Annotated in this window: 22 protein-coding genes; 10 read left to right on the top strand and 12 right to left on the bottom strand. The window is 70.9% G+C overall.

Going from position 1 to position 25,280, the window contains the following annotated elements; all coding sequences use genetic code 11:
• Positions 1 to 591 (top strand): TetR/AcrR family transcriptional regulator, encoded by a 591-nt coding sequence (locus FM051_RS41040; RefSeq protein ID WP_158852509.1) that lies wholly within the window; start codon positions 1 to 3, stop codon positions 589 to 591.
• A gap of 76 nt (positions 592 to 667) precedes the next feature.
• Positions 668 to 1,330, top strand: coding sequence for an MFS transporter (locus tag FM051_RS41035; RefSeq protein WP_158852508.1), 663 nt, complete (start codon positions 668 to 670; stop codon positions 1,328 to 1,330).
• 385 nt (positions 1,331 to 1,715) lie between these two features.
• On the opposite strand, the gene FM051_RS41025 is transcribed toward FM051_RS41035, so the two are convergent.
• Together FM051_RS41025 and FM051_RS41020 are read right to left on the bottom strand one after the other, a co-directional pair.
• A complete protein-coding gene (locus tag FM051_RS41025) occupies positions 1,716 to 2,654 on the bottom strand; it encodes a M56 family metallopeptidase (protein ID WP_158852507.1) in 939 nt (312 codons plus the stop codon).
• Positions 2,651 to 3,013 (bottom strand): BlaI/MecI/CopY family transcriptional regulator, encoded by a 363-nt coding sequence (locus FM051_RS41020; protein WP_158852506.1) that lies wholly within the window; start codon positions 3,011 to 3,013, stop codon positions 2,651 to 2,653. Before FM051_RS41020 ends, FM051_RS41025 begins: the two co-directional genes overlap by 4 nt.
• A 125-nt stretch (positions 3,014 to 3,138) precedes the next feature.
• On the opposite strand from FM051_RS41020, the gene FM051_RS41015 reads away from it, so the two are divergent.
• Together FM051_RS41015 and FM051_RS41010 are read left to right on the top strand one after the other, a co-directional pair.
• Positions 3,139 to 3,492, top strand: coding sequence for a hypothetical protein (locus tag FM051_RS41015; protein ID WP_202919284.1), 354 nt, complete (start codon positions 3,139 to 3,141; stop codon positions 3,490 to 3,492).
• 350 nt (positions 3,493 to 3,842) lie between these two features.
• Complete coding sequence (locus FM051_RS41010; protein ID WP_238413007.1) at positions 3,843 to 4,634, top strand: SAM-dependent methyltransferase; 792 nt, start codon at positions 3,843 to 3,845, stop codon at positions 4,632 to 4,634.
• A 757-nt stretch (positions 4,635 to 5,391) separates the two neighbouring features.
• On the opposite strand, the gene FM051_RS41005 is transcribed toward FM051_RS41010, so the two are convergent.
• Positions 5,392 to 5,535 carry a hypothetical protein gene (locus FM051_RS41005; protein ID WP_158852504.1) on the bottom strand — a complete coding sequence of 48 codons (144 nt, stop codon included), beginning with the start codon at positions 5,533 to 5,535 and terminating at the stop codon, positions 5,392 to 5,394.
• Positions 5,536 to 5,720: 185 nt separating this feature from the next.
• Entirely contained in the window at positions 5,721 to 5,885 is a 165-nt protein-coding gene (locus FM051_RS41000; protein ID WP_202919283.1) for a hypothetical protein, read from the bottom strand.
• Positions 5,886 to 6,231: 346 nt separating this feature from the next.
• Here FM051_RS41000 and FM051_RS40995 point away from each other — a divergent pair, with 346 nt between their 5' ends.
• Positions 6,232 to 6,741, top strand: coding sequence for a hypothetical protein (locus tag FM051_RS40995; RefSeq protein WP_158852503.1), 510 nt, complete (start codon positions 6,232 to 6,234; stop codon positions 6,739 to 6,741).
• 18 nt (positions 6,742 to 6,759) lie between these two features.
• Here FM051_RS40995 and FM051_RS40990 read toward each other — a convergent pair whose 3' ends face one another.
• From FM051_RS40990 to bla (FM051_RS40975), 4 genes are all read right to left on the bottom strand, one after another.
• Positions 6,760 to 7,380: a DinB family protein gene (locus FM051_RS40990; protein WP_158852502.1), complete on the bottom strand. Its 621-nt coding sequence runs from the start codon at positions 7,378 to 7,380 to the stop codon at positions 6,760 to 6,762.
• A gap of 91 nt (positions 7,381 to 7,471) precedes the next feature.
• The gene (gene bla, locus FM051_RS40985) at positions 7,472 to 8,428 is read right to left on the bottom strand and encodes a class A beta-lactamase (RefSeq protein ID WP_158852530.1); all 957 of its coding nucleotides are present in this window, start codon (positions 8,426 to 8,428) and stop codon (positions 7,472 to 7,474) included.
• Between the two features lie 73 nt (positions 8,429 to 8,501).
• Positions 8,502 to 9,491, bottom strand: a complete 990-nt coding sequence (locus FM051_RS40980; RefSeq protein WP_202919282.1) for an MBL fold metallo-hydrolase — start codon at positions 9,489 to 9,491, stop codon at positions 8,502 to 8,504.
• Positions 9,492 to 9,526: 35 nt separating this feature from the next.
• Positions 9,527 to 10,459 (bottom strand): class A beta-lactamase, encoded by a 933-nt coding sequence (gene bla, locus FM051_RS40975; RefSeq protein WP_158852500.1) that lies wholly within the window; start codon positions 10,457 to 10,459, stop codon positions 9,527 to 9,529.
• A 142-nt stretch (positions 10,460 to 10,601) separates the two neighbouring features.
• Between bla (FM051_RS40975) and FM051_RS40970 the strand changes: the two genes are divergently transcribed.
• The 3 genes from FM051_RS40970 (at position 10,602) to FM051_RS40960 (ending at position 13,057) form a co-directional block, all read left to right on the top strand.
• Positions 10,602 to 11,486: a LysR family transcriptional regulator gene (locus FM051_RS40970; protein WP_158852499.1), complete on the top strand. Its 885-nt coding sequence runs from the start codon at positions 10,602 to 10,604 to the stop codon at positions 11,484 to 11,486.
• Positions 11,486 to 12,391: a serine hydrolase gene (locus FM051_RS40965; RefSeq protein ID WP_158852498.1), complete on the top strand. Its 906-nt coding sequence runs from the start codon at positions 11,486 to 11,488 to the stop codon at positions 12,389 to 12,391. Before FM051_RS40970 ends, FM051_RS40965 begins: the two co-directional genes overlap by 1 nt.
• 390 nt (positions 12,392 to 12,781) lie before the next feature.
• Positions 12,782 to 13,057 carry a YggT family protein gene (locus FM051_RS40960; RefSeq protein WP_158852497.1) on the top strand — a complete coding sequence of 92 codons (276 nt, stop codon included), beginning with the start codon at positions 12,782 to 12,784 and terminating at the stop codon, positions 13,055 to 13,057.
• A gap of 133 nt (positions 13,058 to 13,190) precedes the next feature.
• Here the strand turns inward: FM051_RS40960 and FM051_RS40955 are convergent, their stop codons facing one another.
• Entirely contained in the window at positions 13,191 to 13,400 is a 210-nt protein-coding gene (locus FM051_RS40955; protein ID WP_202919281.1) for a Rossmann-fold NAD(P)-binding domain-containing protein, read from the bottom strand.
• Between the two features lie 323 nt (positions 13,401 to 13,723).
• Between FM051_RS40955 and FM051_RS40950 the strand changes: the two genes are divergently transcribed.
• A complete protein-coding gene (locus tag FM051_RS40950) occupies positions 13,724 to 14,911 on the top strand; it encodes an amino acid deaminase/aldolase (protein ID WP_158852496.1) in 1,188 nt (395 codons plus the stop codon).
• A 70-nt stretch (positions 14,912 to 14,981) separates the two neighbouring features.
• On the opposite strand, the gene FM051_RS40945 is transcribed toward FM051_RS40950, so the two are convergent.
• The 3 genes from FM051_RS40945 to FM051_RS40935 are packed head-to-tail and all read right to left on the bottom strand — an operon-like array spanning position 14,982 to position 17,576.
• Entirely contained in the window at positions 14,982 to 15,236 is a 255-nt protein-coding gene (locus FM051_RS40945) for an acyl carrier protein (RefSeq protein ID WP_158852495.1), read from the bottom strand.
• 19 nt (positions 15,237 to 15,255) lie between these two features.
• On the bottom strand, positions 15,256 to 16,488 hold the full coding sequence (locus FM051_RS40940) for a beta-ketoacyl-[acyl-carrier-protein] synthase family protein (RefSeq protein WP_238413005.1): 1,233 nt from the start codon (positions 16,486 to 16,488) through the stop codon (positions 15,256 to 15,258).
• Positions 16,485 to 17,576, bottom strand: a complete 1,092-nt coding sequence (locus FM051_RS40935; RefSeq protein WP_238413004.1) for a beta-ketoacyl-ACP synthase 3 — start codon at positions 17,574 to 17,576, stop codon at positions 16,485 to 16,487. Before FM051_RS40935 ends, FM051_RS40940 begins: the two co-directional genes overlap by 4 nt.
• A gap of 323 nt (positions 17,577 to 17,899) precedes the next feature.
• Between FM051_RS40935 and FM051_RS40930 the strand changes: the two genes are divergently transcribed.
• Positions 17,900 to 25,228, top strand: coding sequence for a type I polyketide synthase (locus FM051_RS40930; protein ID WP_158852494.1), 7,329 nt, complete (start codon positions 17,900 to 17,902; stop codon positions 25,226 to 25,228).
• Positions 25,229 to 25,280 lie beyond the last annotated feature (52 nt).

The raw sequence follows: 25,280 nt of genomic DNA, 5'->3' as shown, positions 1-25,280 counted from the left end.
ATGAGTCGTGAGGGACGGCGGCGGGCGGATGCCGAGCGCAACATCGAAGCGATCCTCGATGCGGCGCTGGAGTGCTTCAGCGAACAGCCCGACGCGAGCATGACGTCCATCGCGCAGGCGGCGGGCGTCAGCCGGGTCACCCTCTACACCCACTTCCCCTCGCGGGAGGACCTGCTCGGGCAGGTGCTCGACCGGGCGGTGTCCAACGCGGCCGTGGTGCTCGACGCCGAGGCGCTGGACGAGGGCACCGCCGTGGAGGCGCTGTCACGGCTCATCCGATCGGCCTGGCACATCCTGGCCGGCTACCGGAACCTGATGACCGCCGCGAGCGCCGTCCTCAGCCCACGTCAGGTCCGCGGCTACCACAAGGTCGTCCTCCAACGGGTGGAACGGCTCATCGCGCGAGGCCGTGACGAAGGCTCGTTCCGCACCGACCTGCCCCAGCCGTGGCTCGTCACCGTCTTCTACAGCCTGATCCACGTCGCCGCCGACGAGGTGGGCGCGGGCAGGCTGAAGCAGCGTGACGCCGCCGACGTGCTCGAAGCGACCGTTCTCGGCGCGTTGATGTCACCGGCGACGATCGGGCGCTGAGTCCCTCATCCTTGACGGGCCTGTACGGTTTCGGATATCAATCCTTGACACTGCCGTACAAGTTCGGAGGATTGACATGGCCAAGTGGTGGCCGCTGGTCGCAGTGTGCCTGGGGGCGTTCGTCCCGCTCGTCGACGTCACGATCCTCACCGCGGCCCTGCCGGACGTGGCCGCCGGGCTCGACGCGTCACTGGCCGACCTCCAGTGGGTGATCAACGTCTACGCCCTGGCGCCGGCGGCACTCCTGCTCGGGATGGGGGCGCCGGCCGACCTGCTGGGCAGGCGACGCGTCTACCTGATCGGGCTCCTGGTGTACGGCGCGGGTGCTCTGATCTGCGCGGTCGCGCCCACCATCGGGGTGATGATCGCCGCACGGGCAGTGCAGGGTGTGGGTGCTGCGGCCATGTTCGCGACCATCGTCGCCCTGCTGGGTGTCACCTACCAGGGGCGTGACCGTGGGGTCACGTTCGGTGTCTGGGGTGCGGTGAGCAGTGCGGCCGTGGCGATCGGCCCGCTGTTGGGCGGCCTGCTCACCCAGCACCTCGGCTGGCGGTGGATCTACGTGCTGGGCCTGGTGATCAGCCTCGGCACGATCGTCCTCGTCCGGATCGTCCTGGTGGAGTCGCGCGACCCGAGCAGGCCCCGGGTCGACTTCGCCGGCATGGTCTCGTTCACGGTCGCCGCCGGCAGGAAACGCGGGAACAGCCCGATGACGACCGCGAGCACGACGTCGGCGTGATGGAGACCGCCTCCGGCGCGGTGAGGTCCGAAAACGGCCCGTCGGGACCCGGAACGACCCCATCAACCGTGTGCGCGGGCGGCAGCCAGGTGTGGAACGGGATGGTCGGCGTCTTGATCGCCAGCCCGGGGCCCAACGCCGCCAACACCAGCGCCGCCGCCGCGCCCTTGCCCGCCAACGGGTCCTGCCGGACCAGTTCGACGGTGTCGAAGGTGTGCGGTGCGGCGGCGAGGTACAGGTCTCCAGGAACAGGAACAGCGCCGCGTACGACCGGACCCGCCGCGTCTCCCGCGCAATGTCACGACGCCGGTCATCGTCCCCCACTATCCACGATCGTAGGTCTTAAGGGGCGTGCCGTCCGCTCGCGACCGTTGCGACGTCGACGTCAGGGGCAGGCGACCACGATCAGGGCCAGCAGCCCGACGAACGCGGTGACCGAGGGCACCACCATCGCCGTCGTGCACGCGGCCCCGTAGGCCAGCAGGCTGCGGGCGGAGTCCGGACGACGACGCGGGCGGGCCAGGAGGTCCAGCCGCACCTGCACCGAGTCCCGTCCCATCGCCAGTGCCGAGCCGGGCGTGCCGCTGCCCGACACGCCCAGCAGGGCGGCTCGGACCGTCTCGACCCCGCACGTGCGGACCGCGGCGGCGTCGGCGGCGAGTTCGACCAGTTCCCGCACGACTCCGGGCGCCCGCCGGAACAAGGGGAGGAACGGCAGCACCGTCGACAACGCGTCACTCGCGGCGACGAGCAGGTGGTGCCTGCCGTTGAGGTGCGCGCGTTCGTGGGCGAGCACCGCTTCCACCTGCTCGCGGGTGAGCCTTCGGTGCAGGCCCTCGGTGGCGACGACGACGCCCGGCGTGCCGGCCAGGCTGAAGGCCAGCGGTTCGTCGTGGTCGAGCCACAGCGTCGGAGGTGAACCGGGCTCACGCCGCGCGGTGACCCGGAGCACCGCGAGGTGGTCCCGTCGCCGGCGCGCTCGTCGCCGTGCACCCCTCACGCTGACGACCGCGAGTCGGACCAGGAGGCCGACCACCAGGGCCAGACCGACAGCACCACCGACGGCCTCGACGCTGGGCGCCATGCCGTGTTCGAGCGACGACCAGCACTCGTGCGCGCCGGCCAGCACGTGCGAACCGTGGTCGGGGAGGAGCAGCAACGTCATGGCCAGAGCGGCGGTGGTCACGACGCTCACGGTCGACGCCAGCCAGGCCAGGAGCGGCACGAGCGGATCGGCGCCGCGGGCGACCAGGCGCAACAGCTGACGGGGCGCCAGCAGGCCCGTCAGGCCCGCCGTGACCAGCAGCGCCGCGGCCACGGTCATTTCTTGCGCGACCTCCTCGGCAGCGCCTTGCGGAGCAGTTCGGTCTCGTGCTCCGAAGCGGATCGCGCGAAGTGCAGCAGCACCCCATCAGGATCACCGGACGAGTTCAACAACTCGCGCAACGCGTTCGCCGCCGCCTCGGCCCGGCTCGTCGTCGCTTCGTACTGGTACGCCTTGCCTACGAGCTCGCGCTGGACCCAGCCCTTGCGGTGCAGGTTGTCCAGTACCGTCAGGACAGTGGTGTAGGCGAGTTGCTTGCCCGTGTCGAGTCCCTCCAGGACGTCACGGACCTTCATCGGCTCCGGCGCGCGCCACAGCACGTCCATCACCGCTGCTTCCAACTCGCCGAGCCCGTGCATCGCGCCCCCTCCGACCGCGACATCGTACGCGGTCGAGGGTGCGGGCTACGCGCTCGTCCGCACGAGCTGACGCCCTACCCGTCATAGTAGGTTCACCGCCGTAACGGCGACGGCATGGAGATCAGGTGTCCGATTCGAGCAAGTTGACCGTCTGTCGGGGTTGCTGCTGCGGCACGGCGGAAAAGCACCCCGACGTCGACCACGTGACGCAACTGCGCAGGTTCCGGGAAGGCGTCGGACCGCACGCGGTCACCGTGGCGAACTGCCTGAGCTCCTGCGACTTCTCCAACGTCGTCGTGGTCCGGCCGGCGCGGGGCGTCGGTGCGCGGCCCGTCTGGTTCGGCGGCGTGCTCGACGACGAGGCGGTGGACCACATCCTCGACTGGGTCGCCGCGGGCGGCCCCGGTCGTGCGGACATGCCGGGTGCCTTGACCGACCACCTGATCGACCGGCCGGCCGACGACAGCGCCGCGAGCTGAACCTGCGGGGGTGTCACACCCGTGGCGCCCCCGCAGTCCACCGCGGGAGCCGGCGACCGGGACTTGTCGTGATCATCTGTCGAGCCTCGGGGAGCAGCGCGCTCACCGCCGCCGCGACCTGGCTGCGGGCTGAGCGCTTGCGCGGCGCGGCTGCCCCGCGGCCGTCTGCGGGACGGTGCCCGGTTCGCGCCCTCCGACTCGGCGTCCGACGTCAAGGGGGAGGACGTGCTGAAGAGCGTTCGAGGGGGCCTGCTACGAGGTCGAGGAGCGGTTGCGCTAAGCAGTAGCCCGACGGACGGCAGCGACACCGGGCGGCAGGGAGCAAGAACGGGATGAACAATCACGACAGCATGGAAACTGACGAGATCGACCTGAGCCGGCCGAGTGCCGCGCGGGTCTACGACTACTACCTCGGTGGTGCGCACAACTTCGCCGTCGACCGCGAGATGGCGCAGCAGGCCATCCGGATGTGGCCGGACCTCCCGTTGATCATGCAGGCGAACCGGGCGTTCCTGCGCCGCGCCGTCCGCCATTGCGTCGCCGCCGGTGTCCGGCAGTTCCTCGACCTCGGTTCCGGTATCCCCACCGCGGGCAACGTGCACGAGGTGGCCAGAGCCGCCGACCCGGGCGCGCGTGTGGTGTACGTGGACCGTGACCCGATCGCGGTCACCTACAGCAGGTCGATCCTGGGCGACGACCGGCAGACCGCTGTCGTGAAGGCCGACCTGTGCCGCCCGGACCTGGTCCTGACAAGGCCGGAGGTGACGTCGTTGCTGGACTTCGACCAGCCGATCGCGGTCATGATGGTCGCGGTCCTGCACTTCGTGCCGGACTCGGAAGACCTGGCGGGGATCATCGCCGGTTACCGCGACGCCGTGGCGCCGGGGAGCTTCCTCGTCGTCTCGCACGCCACCGAGGCGGGGCAGCCGGAGAAAGCGGAGGAACACCAGGAGCTGTACCGGCGCACCGCGACGCCGATGACGATGCGCTCCCAGGAGCAGGTCGCCGCCCTGTTCGACGGGTTCGACCTGATCGACCCCGGAGTGGTGTACCTGCCGCTGTGGCGACCCGAATCGCTGGATGAGGTGGACGAGCACCCCGAGCGGTTCACCGGCCTCGCCGCCGTCGGGCGCAAGCCCTGACCGGTAGTGCTCGCCCCTGAAGTCCTCTAGTGGCACGGCGAGCACGGGCCGCCGAGGACTCCAGTGGGCCACTCGGCGTGCCGAGCCCACGCCTGTGGAGTGATCTGGCTCACGCGCTGTCACAGCGATCAGTCACGCGGTGTCTTGAGGCCGAACCCCTGGAAACGGAGGAGAGGCCATGGCTGGGAACACCGATGTGGTCGTGATCGGCGGCGGGTACGCCGGTGTCATGGCAACCAGGGCAGGCCGTGAAGGAGAGGGGCGAGATATGAGTGGCCACTCGTCCTGCGCCTGGACGGCGAGGGCGGCACCGGGTGCATGGCCGGCGATGTGGGCGGCGGCCTGCCGAGGGCGTGATCACCGATCACGAACGTGGGCAGGTGTCGAGTGCCACCGCTCATTTCCGATCTCAGCCTCTGGCGGCACGGACTTGTCGGGCCGGTGGGGCCGACGTGTTCCCAGTCGGTCGGGACGCCGCGGTGCCACCCGAGAACCATTTCTTTCGATGCGTCACCATTGGTAGTCGGGTGGGTTGCGGTACCGCGACGGGCCCGAATTTGCTGTCGTCGGTGCACTTCCCGGTCTGCGCGTTTCCGGCTCGAGACTGCCGTTCTCCCGTGGTGCGGAATCCGGCACCGGCGGTCGAGCCGTGGTGGGAACGTGTGCACGGCTCGAAATGATCGCTGTCGCCGAACTGCTCGCCGTGGTATTCGTCGGCGTGCCACTCCGAGCCTTGCGCGGCGGCCTGCCCGACGCCCTACTGCGGTTTACGGATGACGTTGGTGGCGGCGGCGGAACCCGGAACTACGATGACGACCATGATCCCGGCCGTGAGAACGCCGGCTGCGGCCGTGACGAAATTTCTGAGCAGTGGCATGGAAAACCCCTTGTCGGTGTCCATTCCTCCGGTCGCGGAAAGCGCGACGGCTATGGATCAGATCACACTGCGGCACCGCGTCGGTGCCGCCATTCGCAGCACCGGGTAGACGAAAACTGCGCAATATTCCGCCCGATGAAGGGCGACGGCTGGGTCGGCAACGTCACCGGCAGCGAGATCGCCCGGTCGTTCCCGACGTTCGACGTGCCTCATGGCGGGCCACCGGGCGAGCTGAGCGAGTCGAGCTCGGCGGCGAGGTTGGCGGCGCGTGTCTCCCACCGCTCGCGAGCGTGTCTCGTGACGTACAGCGGGTCACGGTCGGCCAGGGCCCGCAGGACGTTCGCCCGACCGGTCCGCCAGGCGTCGTCCGGCACGTGCGCACTTGACCGCGCACGGCGGTCCGGTAGCGCTCGTAGGCGGCGGGATCGGAGTCGAACACGGCTTTGTCCTATTTGGTGTGATTGTCGGCTTCAATCAGGAGGTTCACGTCCCGGACGACGGCCGGCACGTGGTCTCCACCGGTCGATCCTGACACTCCGCCGAAACGATGTATAACGGATTGGTACCGGCGTGCATCAGTCGAACGGGGTAACGCGATAGAGGGCGTAGGGATCAGTCTGATCGGCTGATCAGTCCATGCAGACGCGGAGGCGTCTAATGCGTACAAGAATTCGTATCCTGTTCGGAGTAGTCCCACTACTGACAGCGATCAGCGTCGGTGTGCTCGTCGCGGGCGCGCAGGCTGCGCCTGCCCCACCCCAGTCCGGTGACTCGCGTGCGACCGCCGTCGCGGGCAACATCGACATCGGCCAGGCGGGTAACGCCTGCTCCAAGGTGAATCTGCCCGGCACCGAGGCAAGGCTCCCGGCCGGCACGTACACCGCCGACAGCACCTACATCGACATCAAAGCGCACCCGTCGGGCTATGTGATCACCGGCGTCGTGGTGAAGGGCGGCCCCGCCTACAACGTCTACGCGGCCACCAACCTCGGTTCGCTGCCGTGGCTCGACCTGCACGCGCCGTTGGTCAGCAGCGGCAAGCCGGCCGAGATCAGCCACTGGTTCGTCTGCCTGAAGAAGAAGGACGACACCACGACGACGAAGCCGCCGACGACGACCACGAAGTCGACGTACCCGACGACGACGAAGTCGACGACGACCACGAAGTCGACGTACCCCACGACGACGAAGTCGACGTACCCCACGACCACCACGTCGAAGCCGTACTAAGGCATGGTGTTCGCCGGTTCAGTCGGGTGCGTTGGTGGAACCGGCGTGGTCGGGCTTGGTGACGGCTGCGGCTGCTTTGGCGGTCCGCTCGATCTTCGCGCGGTGGGCTTCCCAGGAGGCCGCGTCGCGCTGCGGGTTCGTGTGCTCGGCTGCTGCCCCTGTCGAGCCGTCGAGTTGTTCGCGCAGGATGTCGGCGTGTCCGGCGTGCCGACTGGTCTCGGTGAGCATGTGGACCAGGATGTTGAACAGCTTCACGTTGGGGTGTGGCCACCAGGGCACGTGGCCGGGGGAATCGATGGCGAGGGCGGTGATCGTCGCGTCCGAGTGCTCCCACGCGCGACGGTAGCGGTCGATGATCTCCTCGCGCGTCTCGTGCTCGGTTGCCCACATGTCGGCACCGCGCTCCCCGGGGTCGTCCCACCGGGGCAGGGGTTCGGGGAACGGCCGGTCGAAGACCTCGCCGAAGTACCTGGACTCCCAAATCGACAGGTGCTTGACCAGACCGAGAAGGTTGGTTCCCGTCGAGGTCAGGGGGCGGCGGACGTCGTACTCGACGAGCCCGTCGAGCTTCCAGAGCATCGCCTCGCGAATCTCTCGCAGATCGCTGTGCAGGTACTGTTTCGCGAAATCATCGATCACGGGGCACGAGCCTGCCAAACGCCGCCGGCGGGCTCAACCTGCGACCAGCACTCGGCGGAGTGTCGTGCAGATCGTCATCATGCGGAAGCCGTCAGGTGAGCGTGGCCACTACATATCCGGCGGCCTCGGCGATGAGAGCCTGATTGTAGTCGGCGTCTTTGGTGGCTTTGCTGGACATGATCGAGATGACGAGTGGCGCGGAACCCGGAGGCCACACGATGGCGATGTCGTTGAGCGTGCCGTAGTCGCCGGTTCCGGTCTTGTCGGCCACGGTCCACCCCTGCGGTACGCCGGCCCGAATGCGTTGGGCGCCCGCGCTGGTGGCGTTGCGTTCCAGCAGGTCGCGGAGAAAGGCGCGCTTGTCGGGTGGCAGGGCGTCCCCCAGCACGATTTTGTGGTGGTCGACGCCCATTGCCCGGGGAGAAGTCGTGTCGCGGGGATCTCCCGGGGTGGCTTCCGTGATCATCGGCTCCATCCGGTCCATCCGGGTGACCGTGTCGCCCAGGTGCCGTGCATACGCCGTCAACTGGGCCGGCCCGCCGAGGTCGCGGAGCAGGAGGTTGCCGGCTGTGCCGTCGCTGTAGCGGATCGCGGCGTCACACAACTGGCGGATCGTCATCCCCGTGGCCACATGCCGGCCGGTGATGGCGGAGCTCTTCATGAGGTCGTCTGCGGTGTACCTGATGGTGGTGTCCAAATGTGACAGCGGGTTGCGGTGCAAGACCGCTGCTGCCGCCAGTGTCTTGAACGTCGAACAGAACGCGAATCGTTCATCCGCCCGGTGGGCGATGGTGGTACCGGTGCCTGTGGCGAGGGCGTACACCCCCGGGCGTGCGTCGAACTTCCGCTCCAACTCGACGAGGTGATCATTCGCGGCGGTAGCGGAAGGGGAGGAAGGGGGCGTTGCCGACGCCGAGTCCGGCGCATCGGCTGGTCCGGGTGACCGCGGGGTTGCTGTTGTCCCGCCGTTGGCACATCCGGCCAACGGCAAAAGTGCTGCCACCCCTAGAAAAGCGCGGCGAGTGACGGCCGGTTGCGATGGTGTCATGTTGTTCCCCATTCGATGGTGTTCAGGCCCGCGCTCGCCGCGGGGACAGTCCGGCCGTGCGCTGGTGGTGGCGCTACCCGAACGTGTACGGAGTGAGGTACTCGGGCAGCAGGATCCGGGTGCGGGGTGCGGCCTTGCGCACGGCGGCCAGGAAGAGGTCGAGCCGCTCCTGGTCCTTGGGTGCGACCGTCGGCGGGTTGCGCAGTTCGACCTCGAAGTTGTCCCAGTGCACCGGCACGACCGTGGCCGGCCAGTCCAGCGCGGCCAGCAAGCGCGGCACGTACGCATGGGTGACGTCGGTGGACGGCACCGCGATCATCGCGACGTCGGGGGCCAAGCCGGCGAGGTTGCGTTCCACGAAGTCGCTGGCACCCATGAAGAACACCGACGGCCCACCCCGCACGGCCACCTGATAGGCGAGCGTGTCGCCTTCCGGCATGTCCCCGATGGTCGCCGGGCGGGCGGGGACATCGAGGCGGACCCCGGGAAAGGCCATCGAGTACGAGGCATTCCGGCTGTGCAACGACGCCACTGCTTCGACGGTGTAGTCGCCGAAGTCCAGCACCTCGCCACCCTTGACCGGGCTGAGCTGGGCGGTGGGCAGGCCGTAGGCGAGCCCGAGGTGGTACGCGGTGAGCGTGCCGAACACCCGCGCGCCGGACTGGGCGGCGATGTGCGGAACGTCGTTGAAGTGGTCCCAGTGGGTGTGGGTCACCAGGATCGTCTGCGGGGCGCCCGGGTGGTTGGCGATGCGTGAGCTGTTGACGGTCAGTTCGGTGCCGGGGTTGAACGGTGGGTCGAACAGCCCGGTCTTGAAGCGGCTCAGGTACGGATCCACCAGCAGCGTCTTCCCGCCGATGTCGATGCGCCAGCCGGCGGTGCCCAGCCAGCGGAACGTGGCGGTCGGGTCGTTGGTCCGGCCCTGGCGACGTGGCGCGGTGGCTGCGGTGGCTGCGGTGGCTGCGGTGGCTGCGGCGGATGGTGTCGCGGGGGCGGCGGCCAGGGCGGCGGCGCCGGCGGCGGCACCCAGGAACCGGCGGCGGCCGAGTCGTGATTCCGTCACGGCGAGTCCTCTCGTCGAAGAAGTGGTCCGGGTGGTCATCGTTGTGACAGGGCCGTGACCACGGCCTTCGCGGCCTGGGCGATCAGGGCGTTGTCGTAGGTGGCGTCCTTCTCGTCCCGGCTGGAGAGGACCGCGAGCACGATGGGGTCGCCGTCAGGCGGCCACAGCACGGCGATGTCGTTGCGTGTGCCGTACGAGGCGGCGCCGGTCTTGTCGCCGACCACCCAGCCGTCCGGCACACCGTCCCGGATGAGCTCGTCCCCGGTCGTGTTGTTCCGCAGCATGTCGGTCAGCAGGGCGCGGTCGTCGGCGGGGAGCACGTCGGCGAGGACGTACTTCTCCAGGACCGTGGCGAGAGCCCGTGGGGTGCTGGTGTCTCGTTCGTCGCCAGGGGTGGCCTCGTTGAGCTCGGGTTCGACCCGGTCGACCTCGGTGTCCCGCTCGCCGATGCCACGCAGGTACTTCTCGAGCTCCTGCGGACCGCCGAGCTGTGTGAACATCAGGTTGGCGGCCGTGTTGTCGCCGTACCGCACCGCCGCGTCAAGCACCTCGCGGAGCGTCATCCCCTCGTTCACGTGCTGTTCCGCCACCGGTGACGGCGGCACGAGGTCGGCGCTGGTGTAGGTGACCCTGCGGTCGAGTTCCGCCGGTGAGGTTCTCGCCAGCAGCGCCCCGGCGGCCAGCGCCTTGATCGTCGAGGCGTAGGCGAACCGCTCGTCGGCCCGGTGCTCGATCGTCCGGCCCGACCCGGTGTCGAGGGCGTAGACCCCGAGGCGCGCGTCGAACTCGGCTTCGAGCCGACCGAACTCGCCGGCCACCGCCGACGGCGGGGTCTGAGTGGTGCTCTTGCTCGCGGGAGACGCGGTGGTGACCTCGCCTGATTCGCCGTCTGATTGGCAGGCACCGAGCGGAACGAGCGTGAGCACGGCCGCAGCCGCCAGGGTGGCGCGCCGGGCAGAGCTGATCATCGTCGTCGCCTTCCGTTCGTCGGTTGACGGCCGTACCGATCGGCCGTTGCGGGGAGCGAGGAGGAGCTTCGCAGCGGACCGTGGATGCCGTCCAAGACAGGAACGCGGGGATCAATGCTGAATCGGCATATACTCACGTGCCGTGGATGTCGTCGCGGCGTGTAAGGCGTTCGTTGCCGTCAGCGGGTACGGCAGCTTCACCGCCGGGGCCGCCGAGGCGCAGATCCCGCAGTCCGTCGCCAGCCGGCGCATCGCGGCGCTCGAGAAGCACTTCGGGGCCCGGCTGTTCACGCGGTCCTCGCGCAGCGTCACGCTGACGCTGTTCGGCCGGGAGATGCTGCCGTCGGCCAGGCGGCTGGTCGAGCTCGTCGAGGCGATGGAGCACGACGCCGAACGCGCCAAGCTGCGGCCGTTCCGGCTGGCCGTACCCGCCGTCTGCGTCCCGCGGCTGCTGGCCCGTCTCGTCGCCGACGCACGCCGGCACGAGCTGAATCTCGACTTGTTCCCGGTCGGGCCGGGCGAGCGCGCGGAGCTCGCCCGCACCCTGGAGGTCCGGGCGGCGCTCGTCGCGGTGCCGCCTGACGAGGGGGTTTGGCGGGTGCCGTTGGGGCTCGCCGGTCGCGCCGACCCGGGCGACGTCTCGGTGGTCTACGTGGAGACGCTGCGGGCGGGCCGCATCGCACGGGAGGCCCGCCGACGTCGCGTCTGGATCCAGCCGGAGGACGACGTGCCCCACGTCCGCGACCGCGTCACCCGTCTGCGGGACGCGGTCGGTCTGCAACCCGCTCAGGTGGTGACGGCCTCGCTCGTCGCCGCCACGGCCGAAGTGCTCGGCTCGACCGACCTCCTGCTCTGCTCGCGGAGCCAGGCCGGTGAGCTGGGCCTGCACTGGCGTCCGATCGGCGAGCTGGACCTGGCCCGCGGCTACGACGTCACGGCCGGGCAGCGCGAGGACTCCCAGCGGATCCGTGCCCTCCCGCCCGCCGTGATCGGGCGCTGTCTCGGCGTGCCGGGCGGGGAGGAGTAGTGGCGGGGACGACCAGGGTCCTGCGTGATGCGCGGGAAGCACTGCACGACGCCGGTCTGCGTGGTTCGTTCCTCGTGCGCGACCTCGACACCGGTGACGAACTCGGGATCGACGCCGAGGTGGAGTACCCGGTCGCGTCGCTGGTGAAGGTACCGCTCGCGGTCGCCACACTGGAGCGCGTGGCGCGAGGCGAGCTCGACGCGGCCACACCCGTCGTGGTGCGGCCCGGCCGCAGCACCGTGCCGGGCCCGACCGGGCTGACCAGGTTCCGGCACGGTGCCACGATCGCAGTCGAAGACCTGCTCTACCTGAGCATGGCGATCAGCGACAGCACCGCGGCCGACGCCCTGTTCGCCCTCACCCCGCCCACCGCGGTCACCGCGGAGCTGCGGCGGCTCGGCCACGACGGCATCGCGGTCCGCCATCTCATGGAGGACCTCATCGACACGCCGGCCGAGCGGTTCACCCCGGCGGAGGGGCATCTCGCCCACTCCCTCGCCATCGCGGCGGCGACAGCGGGACGCGGACACCCGGTGACCCAACTCGACATCAGCCGCGCGAACGCCGGGTCCGCCCGTGCGTTCGTGGACCTGCTGCAGGGGCTGTGGCGGCCGACCACGATCCAGTCCCCGGTCGCCGCACGGGTCCGCGAGTTGATGGGCGACAACCTGCTGCGGCAGCGACTGGCCCCCGACTTCAGCTCCGACGCATCCCGCTGGTCGTCGAAGACCGGCACCCTGCTCAACCTCCGGCACGAGGTCGGGGTCGTCGAGCACGCCGACGGCCAGGCGTTCGCCGTCGCCGCCCTCACCGAGTCCCGGGTGCCGGCCGTCGTGCAACCCGGCGCGGAAGCGCTGATGGCACACGTCGCACGGACCCTCCGCGACCAGCTGCGAATGTACTGAGGGGGCCCGCCCGGCGATCCTGCCGATTACGCGGACGCCCGGTGCGCCGGCGCCGGGTGCAAACCCGCCTGGCTCACGCCGACGTGACCAGTCGCCGTCCCAGCGCCGCACCGGACGGCGCGGGTGGGAACGTCATCTGCGAACGGGCGGAGTCGACCCCTGGCGACAAGTACTTCGCACCGGGGGAACACGGCCTCAACGAACAGCGGCACGCCGCCGGTGTACCTGAGCCGCGACTCCACCGCGGACGTTTTCGTCGACGGATCGTGGCGACCGCGTCCGTGCCGGCCCGAGCTGATAGTCGGCTGAGAACACGGCGAAGGCGGCACTTCCGGCTTGCCCGGCCGCGTTGATACCGGTGAGACGGCCGGCGCCACGGAGGAGTTCGTCATGAGCATCATCGGATCCCTGCTCGGGTACGCGTTGACGGTGTTCGTACTGCTGCTGATCGCCCGGTTGGTGCTGGACTGGGCGGGAGTCGTGGCCAACGGTCCGCGGTGGGTGGCGCGGGCCCGCGCCTTGACGCACGTCGTGACGGAGCCGGTGATCGCGCCGGTGCGGCGGGTGTTGCGGCCGGTGCGCGCCGGCGGGCTGTCGATCGACCTGGCGTTCACCGCGGTGTTCGTCGCGGTGCTGATCCTGCGCTCGATCGCCTTCAGCCTGTAGCCGCGGCTTCGCGAGCGCCACGGAAATCGAGACACGCGGTCATCCAACCAGGACTCCGCGCACGCCCGGGTCCAGCGCCCGGTGGATGTTGCGGATACCGGGTGACGCGGGCTGCGGCTACCGGCGGGTGGTGTCAGGCGGACGCGGTGGCGTCGTCGTGGGCGAGGCTGCCGGACGGTTCGCGGTGGGCGTCGGCCTGGGCGAGCAACGCCTCGGCCTTCCGCTCGAAGGCCTCGACGGCGTCGGCATCGGCGGCGAAGCGCAGCGGCGGCTCGCCCCGGCCCGCCGGCTCGACCAGCGCGTCGGCGAGTTTGGCGGGGTCACCGCCTTGGCGGCCGTTCATGTTCTGGAAGCCGGCGACGTCCTGAAGTGACCCTCCGTTGAGCCCGTCCGATCGGCGGGAACGGGAGGGGCCGGGCGCGACGGCACAGCGTTGCACCCGCACCAGGCGCGAGCCGCGGGCCCGTCGTTCTCCGGACGGGCGGAGTTCCGGCGATTGCTTCACGCTGATCGGCGGAAGAAGCAATCCCACGACCCGAGCCGCACGGTGGTGCCCGGGTGGCGCGAGCCACGTCCGAGCGGCATGAGCCTCCGGACACGGCAGCCGCTCTCCGAGCCGACATCGTCGGAGCCCGGGACGATCCGTCCACAGTGCATTGGAGACGCATGGAATCCAATAGCCGCCTCGACACCGCGACGAAGGGCCTCGATCCGCCGTTCGCGGTCGTCGACCTGGACGCCTTCGACCACAACGCGGCCGACCTCGTCCGCCGCGCGGCGGGCAAGCCGATCCGGGTCGCGAGCAAGTCGGTGCGGGTCCGCGCCCTGCTCGACCGGGCGCTCCGCGTCGACGGCGTGGCGGGACTCATGTGCTACTCGCTGGCCGAGGCCCTGTGGTTGTCCGAGCACGACACGAGCGAAGACCTCCTCGTCGCGTACCCGGCGGTGAACCACTCGGCGCTGCGGGCGCTCGCCGCCGACGAGGCGGCCCGCCGCCGCGTCACGATCGTGGTCGACTCGCTCGCCCACCTGGACCTGGTGGACGCGGCGCTCGGCCACGGACACCCGGAGATCCGGGTGTGCCTGGAGCTGGACGTGTCGTGGCGGCCGTTGCCCGGCCTGCACATCGGCAGCCGCCGCTCGCCCGTGCACAGCGCCCGTGAGGCGGGGGAGTTGGCCGCTCGGATCACCGGACGCGCCGGGTTCCGCCTGGTGGGCGTCATGGCGTACGAGAGCCAGATCGCCGGTGTCGGTGACTCCCCGCCGGGGAAGCCGGTGCGGGCGGCGGTGCTGCGGTGGGTGCAGCGCAAGTCGGTCGCCGAGCTGGTGGAACGGCGCGCGCTCGCGGTCGCCGAGGTGCGCCGGGTCGCGGACCTGGAGTTCGTCAACGGCGGCGGCACGGGCAGCCTGGAGGTCACCACGGCCGACCCGTCCGTCACGGAACTGGCCGCCGGGGCCGGTCTGCTGGCCCCCACCCTGTTCGACGCCTACCGCTCGTTCCAGCCGCGTCCGGCGGCGCTGTTCGCGCTGCCCGTCGTGCGCCTGCCCGCGAAGGGCGTGGCGACGCTGTTCTCCGGCGGCTACATCGCTTCCGGTTCCGCCACCCCGGACCGGCAGCCGTCGCCGTACCTCCCCGAAGGGCTGAGGCTGTTGCCGATGGAGGGCGCGGGTGAGGTGCAGACCCCGGTGGCCGGTCGGGCGGCCGACTCGCTGCGGCTGGGTGACCGGGTGTGGATGCGGCACGCCAAGGCAGGCGAGCTGGCCGAGCGGTTCACGCACTACCACCTCGTGCGGGGCGACGCGGTCGAGGCGACCGTGCCGACGTACCGCGGCGAGGGGCGGAACTTCGGCTAGTCCGGAGTCGGCTCCCGGGTCGTCCGACGCCACCGCGGATCCACGGGATGCGCCCGCACGCGACGGGCGGTCACACCGCGTCGGGGATGGCGTCGGTCGGGAGTCGCTCCTCGATGTACCGCGCGATGCCGTCGATCGTGTCGTTCGACTGGACATCGCCGTCCCTGACCGAAATGCCGAAGGTCTTCTCGACGCGCAGGATCAGCTCCACCAGGGCGAGGGAGTCGACCTCCAGCTCATCGAGGCTGCTGGTGGGCGTGATGCTGTCCAAAGGCACTTCGGCGACGCGGCTGACCATGTCGGCGAGGCGGTGGAACGTGGTCATGGTTCTCCCTTGGCGGTGATCAGGGTGCGGCGAGGACGACGACGCTGTTGTGCCCGCCGAACCCGAACGAGTTGCTGACGGCGTAGTTGCCCGGGTGGGCGCGCGGCGTGCCGAGGACGAGGTCGATTCCGCACTCGGGATCGAGGTCGCGCGTCCCCGCTGTCGGAGGGACCCGGTGTTCTTCGAGGGCGAGGACGGTGAGCGCGGCCTCGATCGTGCCCGCCGCGCCGAGGGCGTGGCCCAGCGCCCCTTTCGAGGAGGTGACGACCGGGTGGTGGGGGAGGACTTGGGTGAGCAGGCACGCCTCGATCCGGTCGTTGGCCGGTGTGGACGTGCCGTGGGCGTTGACGTGGGTGATGTCGGCGGCTGTCAGGCCGGCGCGGTGGATGGCCTGTCGCAGCGCGGTTTCCGCACCCAGGCCGTCGGGGTGCGGAGCGGTCGCGTGGTGGGCGTCGTTGGTGGAGGCGTGGCCCAGCAGGAGTGCGCGGATCCTCGCGCCTCGGGCCGCGGCGTCGCGCGGTCGTTCCAGGACGAGCACGCAGGCGCCTTCGGCGATGACGAACCCGTTCCTGTCCCGGTCGAACGGCCGCGACGCCAGCCGGGGGTCGGACTCCGCGGACAGGGCCTTGATCTGGGCGAAGCTCGCGACCGAGATGGGGGTGATGCCCGCTTCGGCGCCGCAGACCAGGGCGATGTCGCAGCGATCGGCCGCCAGGAGGTCCTGCGCCAGGCCGAGGGCGTCCGCGCCCGAGGCGCACGCGGTCGAGACGGTGAAACTGGGGCCGCGGGCGGTGAAGTACAGGCTGAGGAACGCGGACGTCATGTTGATCAGCGAGGCCGGGAGGTGGTACGGCGACACGGCTCGGGGCCCCTCGGCGGCCAGCACCTCGTGGCCCCGGGTGACGGTGTGGGATCCCCCGGCGCCCGTTCCGGTGACCACCGCGACCCGGTCGGGTTGCCACCCGATCGGGTCGAGGCCGCTGTCGTCGAGCGCTTCGTCGGCGGCGTTGAGCGCGAAGCGGGTGACGGGGTCCAGGTTCTTGACCCCTTTGCGCCGCATGACAGGCCGCTCCAGCGGTGCCCGGACGCGACAGGACAGGCTCACCGGCAGATCGGCCAACGCCGGGTCGACGGCCGCGGTGGCGGTACCGCGGCACACCTCCCGCCACGTGGCGGCGGTGTCCGCACCGGCTGGGGTGATCATGCCCAGACCGGTGATGGCAACGGGCTGCGGGGCGTTGCGGGCGTTCACGTCGAGGCCTCCTCCGGGTCCTGCTGGGGGACGACTACCAGGGTCGAGGGCCAGGTCATCGTGGTGGAGCCCCACGACAGACCACCGCCGAAGGACGTGAGGACGACCCGGTCGCCTGCCCGCGCCTTCCCCGATCGGGCGAGGGTGTGGAGCGCGAGCGGGATCGACGCGGTGGCGGTGTTGCCGGTGCGCTCAAGGCACACGACGCGACGCTCGGGGCAGATGCCCAGGACGTCGCCGACGACGGCGAGGATGCGGGCGTTGGCCTGGTGACCGATCAACCAGTCGACCTGGTCGAGGGTCCACCCCGCGGCGTCGACAGCGGCACGCGCGGAGGCGGTCATGTGGTCGACGGCCTGCTTGAACACCGCCTGCCCCTGCATCCGCAGGTACCGTCCGTCCCCGTTGGACGGTGAAGCCGGCCGACGTGAGCCGCCGGCGGGGGTGATGACCAGGTCGACGAGCGCACCGTCGGAGCCGAGGTCGAACGGGCCGAAGGAACCGGGTTCGTGCGGCGTGGCGGTTTCCAGCAGCACGGCTCCGGCGCCGTCCCCGAACAGCACCGCCGTGTCCCGGTCGTCGGGATCCACGACGGTGCTCATCACGTCCGTGCCGATGACCAGGACCCGGTCGGTCTGCCCGGCGGAAACCAGGGCGGTGGCGCACGCCAGTGCGTACACGAACCCGGCACAGGCGGCGTTGACGTCCCACGCCGCCGCTCCCGCCAGCCCCAGTCGCGCGGCGACCAGCGGCGCGGTGGCCGGACACGGGTGATCCGGCGACATGGTCGCGACCACGATCGTCCGCACCGGGCCGTCGCTCAGCGCCAGCAGCGGCGCGGCGGCCCGCACCGCGAGGTCGGAGGCGGCCGTGCCGGGATCCGCGCGTCGGCGCTCGCCGATACCGGTGCGGCGCAGGATCCACGAGCCGCTCACGGCCAGGCGCGCACCGACCTCGTCGTTGTCGACCACGTGCGGCGGCAGCCAGCCGTTGATTCCGCGCAGTGCGACTCCCGGCACGACGATCAGCCGTTCCCCGGACGAGCGGCGCCCGGAAAGCCGTGCGGCACTCGCTCGCGCGACTGGCACTTCGGCGCACCTGCGGCGGACTGCACGATCGACATCACCTCACATCCCGGACGAGGCGCGCGGCCAGGAGCACGACGGGTGGCATTCCGAATCGATATCACCTGCTCCCGCACGCGGCATCCGGAGATTCCGCTGGTGGGCCGAATCTCCGGAGCGAAGCCACCCGAAGGTGTGAAGGCGTGCGGACTTCACGCACCAATCGCCCGGGATCGCATCCCGGATTCACTGATCGAGTGAAGTCCGCACACAGCGGTGGCCGTGCTCCGGGCACTTAACGAGGCTGTTGCAACCAGACGGGTCGGTACTGCGGAGGAAGGCACGACGTGCACATCACCAGCGACACCGACAACCAGGCCGTCGCGATCGTCGGGGTGGCGTGTCGGCTGCCCGGCGGCATCGGCGACCTCGACGGCTTGTGGCAGGTGTTGCGCGAGGGTCGCGACCTGGTCGGCGGCGGACCACCGCCGGGGCGGTTCGACCCGGCCCGGTTCCACGACCCGGATCCCGCACGTCCCGGCAAGAGCTACTCGTTCGCCGGCGGGTACCTGCCCGACGTCGCGGGGTTCGACGCCGAGTACTTCGGCGTGTCACCGCGTGAGGCCGAGGCGATGGATCCGCAGCAGCGGATCGTGCTCGAACTGACCGCGGAGGCGTTCGACGACGCCGGACTGGACCAGGACTCGCTGCGCGGATCGGACACCGCGGTGTTCGCCGGCGTGACGAGCACCGACTACCAGGGCGTGCAGGAGACCGACGCCGGGAACTTCGACGTCCACTCCATGGCCGGCATGGCCGGCGCGGTCGTGGCCAACCGGATCTCCTACGCCTTCGACCTCCGCGGCCCCAGCGCGACGGTGGACACCGCCTGCGCCTCATCGCTGTTCGCGTTGGACCACGCATGCCGCTACCTGCGCGACGGACGAGGCCGGACGGCGGTGGCAGCGGCGTCGCAGTTGTTGCTCAACCCGTTGCCGTTCGTCGGGTTCTCCAAGGCCAGGATGCTGTCACCCACCCACCGGTGCCGCGCCTTCTCCGCCCACGCCGACGGGTTCGTGCGCGCGGAAGGCGCCGGTGTGCTCGTGCTCAAGCGGCTGCACGACGCGCTCGCCGACGGTGACCGGGTGCACGCGGTCGTGCTCGCCACCGGGACGAACTGCGACGGGCGCACGCACGGCATGATGCTGCCCAGTGCCGAATCCCAGGCCCACCTGTTGCACGAGGTCTACCGCGAAGCCGGTCTCGGTCCCGACCGGCTCGGCTACGTCGAGGCGCACGGAACCGGAACCCAGGCCGGGGACACCGCCGAGTGCGCGGCACTGGGGAAGGCATTGGGGCGGCGGCGCGGCACCGCGCTGCCGATCGGGTCGGTCAAGACCAACATCGGCCACCTCGAAGCCGCCTCGGGCATGGCGGGTCTGCTCAAGGCGGTGCTGGTGCTCAGGCACGGCGAGATCCCCGCGTCCTTGCACGGCACACCCGTGAACCCGGCGATCGACTTCGCGGGCCTGGGCCTGGACCCGGTGCACCGGCGTCGCGAACTGCCGCCGGGAACCCTGGTGGGCGTCAGCAACTTCGGGTTCGGCGGTGCCAACGCCCACGCGGTCCTCGGGCCCGCACCGGAGGCTCCGCCGCGGACCCGACCGGTCCGTCGGGCACTGCCGGTGGTGGTCACGGCCCGCTCGGCTGAAGCGCTGGCGCACGCCGTGCGGGACACGCGGGAAGTGCTCGACCGCACGTCCCGCGAGGATTTCTACGACCTGGCCCACACCCTCTGCCTGCGGCGCACCCGGCACGAACACCGGGCGGTCGTGCTCGCCGACGAGCCCGCGCGGGCGTCCCGCGAGCTGGCCGCGGTGGAGATCGGTGGTACTCCGGGCGTCCGCTCCCACAAGGGGATCGGGTTCGCGTTCTCCGGCAACGGCTCGCAGTGGGCGGGCATGGGCGTGTCGCTGCTCGCCGCGCAGCCGGTGTTCCGCGCCGCGGTGGAAGCCGTCGACGCCGAACTGCGGCCCCTCATGGGCTGGTCGGTCGTCGAGGAACTCGATGCGTCCGCGGACAGGTCCCGGTTGACCGACACCGCGATCGCCCAACCGCTGCTGTTCGCCGTCCAGGTCGGGCTGGCGGCGCTGCTGCGCGCGAACGGGATCACGCCACAGGTCGTGTTCGGGCACAGCGTGGGCGAGGTCGCCGCCGCCCACGTGGCCGGTGCGTTGGACTTGCGGACGGCGGCGACGGTGATCGCGGAACGCAGCGCGGCCCAAGCCGTGACCGCCGGGGCGGGCCGCATGGCCGTGGTCGGTCTGTCCGAAGAGCAGGCCGGTGAAGTCCTGGCCGGGTTCGAGGGCCGGTTGGAGGTGGCCGCGATCAACGGCGACCGCGACGTCACCGTCTCCGGCGACGCTCTGGCGCTGCGTGAGCTGGGGGAGAAGCTGGCCGGCGAGGACGTGTTCTTCCGCGAGCTCGACCTGGACTACGCGTTCCACAGTCACGCGATGGAGCCCGTCCGAGAACGGATCCACGCCGCGTTGGCCACGGTGTTGTCGGGGGAGCCGCACATCCCGCTGCTGTCCACCGTGACCGGCGACCTGGTGCGGGCCGGCGACCTGGACGCCGGCCACTGGTGGCGCAACATCCGCGAACCGGTGCTGTTCGGCCGGGCCGCTGCCCACCTGGCCGAACACGGCGTCGGGATCGTCGTGGAGATCGGACCGCACCCGGTGCTGTCGACCTACCTGAGCCGGCTCGGGGCGGGACCGGAACGCCTGCTGCCGATCGCCACCATGTCCCGCAACGACCACCGGGAGGACCTCGCCGACCGGGTCACCGCCGCTGTCCTGACCGCGGGAGGGGACCTGGAGTGGGCACGGTTGTTCCCGACCGCCGGCGCCGTGCGCGACCTGCCGCGCTACCCCTGGCGGCACGAGCACTTCTGGAAGGGCGACCCGAACCGGTGGACGCGCCTCCCCGGCAGCGGACGGATCGACCACCCGCTGCTGGGCGAGCGCATGCCGGTGGCGGAACCGTCCTGGCACAGCCAGGTGGAACCGACGCGCACGCCGTGGTTGTCCGAGCACCGCATCGACGGAGCCGTGGTCATGCCCGCCACGGGTTACGTGGAGATGGCGCTGGCCGCCGGGCGCCTCTCCCACGACCGCCCCGTCGAGCTGGACCGGCTTCGGATATCGCAACCGATGGTGCTGTCCTGGGCACCCGACATGGACCACCACATCCAGGTCGCGCTGTCCGATGAGGACGGTGTGCTGCGGGTCGCCCACCGGGAGGGCTCCAGCGGCCCGTGGCAGCTGTACGCCAGGGGGCGGGTCCGCGCCATGACCGCACCACCCCCGCCTCCGGTCACCGCGGAACCGGAGCCGCGCCGGCGGATCACCGGTGACTCGGCCTACGCGCTGTGCGAGCGGTCGGGGATCGAGTACGGGCCGCTGTTCCGGTGCCTGGACGAGGTGCGGATCGGTGACGACGAACTGTGGGCGGATTACCGCTTCGACACACCGCAGGACGGGTACGAGGCGCATCCCGCGCTGCTGGACGCGGCGTTCCAGGCCGGAAACCTGCTGCCGGCGCTGGACCTGGGCGGAGGCCGCGCGTTCCTGCCGGCATCCATCGGCCGCGTCCGGATGTGGCGCCAACCGCCCGCGCGGGGCCGCATCCACGTCCGGATGCGCTCCGTCACCCCGCGCGAGACCTGCTGGGACATCTCCATCGCCGACGAAACCGGTGCGGTGGTGGTGGAACTCGCGGAGTGCAGGCTGCGGCCGTTCGGCCGGGCGTCCACCGACGAGGTCAGCCGGTTCGACACGGTGCTCCGCGCCCAGCCGAGGTCCGGCCAACCGGCCGCGCCGTGGCCGCTGGCCGGCCCGGACGACCTCGTCGCGGCCTGCGCCGAGACCGCGCCCGCGCTGCTGGATGCCGGGACGATCGAGCTGGTCAAGCGGCTCAGCGGTCACTTCATGCGCGCTGCCGTCGCCGAACTGCTCCCGCGACGGACGTCGTTCACCGTCGACGACCTGACCGCGGCCGGGGTGTCGGCCCGACACCTGCCCTTGGTCCTGCTGCTGCTCGGACTGGCGGCGGATGAAGGTCTGGTGCACCACGCGGAACCGCGTTGGCTGATCAATCGTGACGCCGACGTGCCCGCCGTGATGGGGGAAGCACTGCGACGGTTCCCGGCGGTCGAAAGCTACCTGTTGCTGCAGAGCAGGTGCGGTGCGCACCTCGCCGACGTGCTGCGTGGCACAACCGATCCGGGCGAGCTGCTGTCCACCGGAGCGGACCTGGAGGAAGCCCTCTTCCACCTCTTCGGCGTCGGATCGATCGGGCGGTACAACGGCGTGGTCCGCCACCTCGTGACGAAGGTGGCCGGGGAGTGGCCGGTCGACCGGCCGTTGCGGGTCCTGGAGATCGGTGTGGGCACCGGCGCGACGACGGTGCACGTGCTGCCGGTGCTGCCCGCCGAACGCACCACCTATGTGGCAACCGACGTTTCCACTGCACTGCTGGACGGCGCGAAAGCCCGTTTCGCCGATTACGACTTCGTGGAATGCCGCCGGTTCGACCTCGACACCGATCCCGCGGAACAAGGCTTCGTCGCGGGCGAGTTCGACCTGGTCATCGTCGCCAACGCGCTGCACGCCGCGGCAGACCTCGGCTCGGCACTGCGCGGGGTGGCCGGACTGCTCGCTCCCGGTGGTCTGCTCATCGCGGCCGAAACGCACGACACCGGCTTCCTCGCGCTGCCCTTCGGCGTACTCGACAGCTTCTGGGCGTTCACCGACACACAGCTGCGAACCGCCTCCCCGCTCCTGTCCCGCGACGGCTGGCTGTCCCTCTTGCCGGACAGCGGCTTCGCCGAAGTGGGCCACATCGGCGGCAGCGGTGAATCCGTCCTGGTCGCCTCCACCCCGACCAGGCGCGGTGATGTCCGGCCGCACATCCCACCGGCTCAGGACTCCGTGTGGTGTGTCGTCGTGGACGACCCCGCGGATCGCGCACGAGCCGACGCGGTGACCTCCGCCCTCCGCGCGACAGGCGCCGCGATCGAGCATGTCGGGGCCGATCCTGAGCAGTTGATCCACCTCGCCCGCCGGGAAGACCTCACCGGCGTCGTCGTGGTCCTCGGCGGGCCGCGGACGCCGGACCCCTCCGAATGCACCGTGCACCGCGCGGCGGTGCTGAGGGCACTCGCCGCCGGCAGCGACGCGCGAACCGGCGGGAAGTTGCCGCTGTGGCTGGTGACCAGGCCCTCGGGCGCCCTTCCCGCTCCGGAGGAGCCCAGGGTGCCGTTGGACGCGGCTGCATGGGGCGTCGGCCGCACGATCGCCAACGAGCACTCCAACCTGATATCGCGGCGCATCTCGTGGGACGACGCCGGAGACCCGGCAGCCGATGCACACCGTGTCGCGGCGGAATTGCTTGCCCCGTCCGACGAGGACGAGGTCGTGTTGACCGCGGGCGGGCGGTTCGTGCCTCGCGTCGTCGCGAGCGACCGGCCGCGGTTGACCGGTGGACCCGCGGCTGACGTCGGGTTCCGGCTCACGGTGGAGAACCCGGGGCTCGGATACCGGTTGGCCTGGGAACAGGAGCGCGTCCGCCGACCCGGGCCGGGCCGAGTCCTGGTCGACGTCCGCGCGGCAGGGCTCAACTACCACGACATCATGATCGCGACCGGACTGCTCCCGCCGGAGGCCGATGCCGACGGACAGGTGGACCTCGATCGCACGCTCGGCCTGGACTACGCCGGAACTGTCGCCGCCATCGGCACGGGTGTCACGGGGCTGAAGCCCGGCGACCGGGTGTTCGGGTACGCCCCGGCCTCCCTCGCGTCGCACGTCCTCGTCCGAGCCGACGCGGTCGGCCGCATACCGGACTCCATGACCTTCACCGAGGCCGCCACCGTTCCCGCGGTGTGGTGGACGGTCCACCACAGCCTGCACGACCTGGCGCGCCTGGACCGGGGCGAAACGATCCTGGTCCACGGCGCGGCCGGCGGCGTCGGACTGGCCGCCGTTCACTTCGCCCGCACCCGCGGGGCGCACGTGATCGCCACCGCCGGAACCGACGCCAAACGGGACTTCCTGCGAACGTGCGGCATCGAGCACGTGCTGGACTCGCGCAGCACGGCCTTCGCCGACCAGGTCATGGACATCACCGGCGGACGTGGTGTCGACGTCGTGCTCAACTCCTTGGGCGGTGAGGCCCTGTCGCGTGGTCTGGAGGTCCTCGCGCCGCACGGGCGGTTCGTCGAACTCGGCAAACGCGACATCTACCGGAACTCCCGGCTGCCGATGCACCCCCTCCGCCGGAACATCAGCTTCCTGGTGGTCGACATCGCCGACATCCCCACCGGCAACCCGCGACTCGCGGCGCGGCACCTCCGGGAGGTGGTCGCAGCGGTGCACGCGGGCCAGTACCCGGCGCTACCGCACCGCACGTACCCCGCGGCGGGGGTCGCCGAGGCGTTCCGGCTCATGCAGCACTCCCGGCACGTCGGCAAGGTCGTGATCTCGTTCGACGACCCCGTAGCGGTGCGACCGGCCAGGGTTCCGCTCGGATTGGACCCAGCCGCGACCTACCTGGTGACCGGCGGTCTCGGTGGCTTCGGCGCCGCGACAGCGCGGCGGCTGGCCGACCGCGGCGCCCGGCACCTGACGCTCGTCGGTCGGCGCGGCCACCTGACGCCCGGGGCCGGCGAACTCCTCGATGACCTGCGACATCGAGGAGTGCAGGTCGCCGCGCACTCAGTGGACGTCACCGATCCGCGGGCGATGAGGTCGGTCATGGCCCGGATCGCCGCCACCGGACGGCCGCTGCGTGGCGTCGTCCACGCGGCCATGGTGCTGGACGACCGGCCGCTGGCGGACATGGACCACCGGGCGCTGCGGGCCGTGCTCGACCCGAAGCTGCTCGGGGTGCTGGTGCTGGAGGAGCTGACCGGTGACCAGGCGCTCGACTTCTTCGTCGCCTACTCGTCCGCCACGACGGTCATGGGGAACGCCCGGCAGGCCAACTACGTCGCGGCCAACCTGTACCTGGAGGCGCACACCCGGTTCCGCCGCCGGCGAGGACTTCCCGCACTGGCGGTCCAGTGGGGCGTCATCGGTGACACCGGCTACGTCGCCCGCCACCGGATCGGCGAGCAGATGGCGAAGGCGGGCCTGTCGCCCACGAGTTGCGACCGGGCGTTGGACTTCCTGGAAGACGCGTTGTCCGAGTGGCCAACGGATGTGGTCGCCGCCGGCAGGTTCGACTGGAGGCGGATGCGTGACCACACGCCCTTGCTCGGCACACCGCGGCTCGCCGGGCTGTTGCCGGGGTCCGTTCCGGGTGGCTCCGATGTGCCGGTGCCACTCGCGGGCGAGTCGGGGGAATCGGGCGAGTCGGGGGAGTCGGGTGAGGAGACCACGACGGCGGTCGAGGAGGCCATCGTGCGGCACCTGGCTGCCGTGATGCGGACCGCGCCGGCGCGGATCGACCGCACGAAGCCGTTGGTCGAACTCGGCGTGGATTCGTTGTTGGCCATGGAACTGCTCGCCGAGATCCGGAGTCGCTTCGGCGTTCAGCTGTCGTCGATGGACCTGATGAAGGCGTCCACGAGCATGGCGCGCCTGGCACAACTGATCACGGATCGGAGGTGATCACGTGCGTGTCCCGTGGACGGCGATCCGAAATCCAACCGCCAAGCACCGG

Source organism: Saccharothrix deserti, from assembly GCF_009769385.1.
Taxonomy (GTDB): domain Bacteria; phylum Actinomycetota; class Actinomycetes; order Mycobacteriales; family Pseudonocardiaceae; genus Actinosynnema; species Actinosynnema deserti.
The sequence above is the reverse complement of the archived record's forward strand: the minus strand, read 5'-3'. Positions and strand labels throughout refer to the sequence as shown.